The following is a 232-nucleotide window of genomic DNA, read 5'->3' as shown; positions in this document are numbered from 1 at the left end:
GAGGGGGGAATGAAGTATCAATCTCTTCATTGTGTGGTTGGTATTGGGAGGGGGAGGGAGGGTGATGTGAAGAAGGGGAGGTTTAGTCGTGGTATAAGGTTAGAAAGAGGAAAAGGACCGCATAATCGCGGGAGACAAGGCGACAGAGGCGGTAATGGCGAAGATCCGGAAAAAGAGAGGAAGAGAAAAGAAGAGGAGAAAGAAGGAAAGAAGGGGAAGGGGAAAAATGATG

At 48.7% G+C, this 232-nt stretch carries 1 protein-coding gene; it reads left to right on the top strand.

Annotated features, from left to right (window positions below; all coding sequences use genetic code 11):
* Window positions 1-9: 9 nt before the first annotated feature.
* Window positions 10-232: hypothetical protein (locus tag AMS65_RS19615; RefSeq protein WP_157502437.1), on the top strand; the 223-nt coding region annotated here is incomplete at its 3' end.

It is taken from the genome of Leucobacter celer subsp. astrifaciens (assembly GCF_001273835.1).
Classification (GTDB): Bacteria; Actinomycetota; Actinomycetes; order Actinomycetales; family Microbacteriaceae; genus Leucobacter; species Leucobacter celer.
This window is presented reverse-complemented; position numbering and strand designations above follow the sequence as displayed.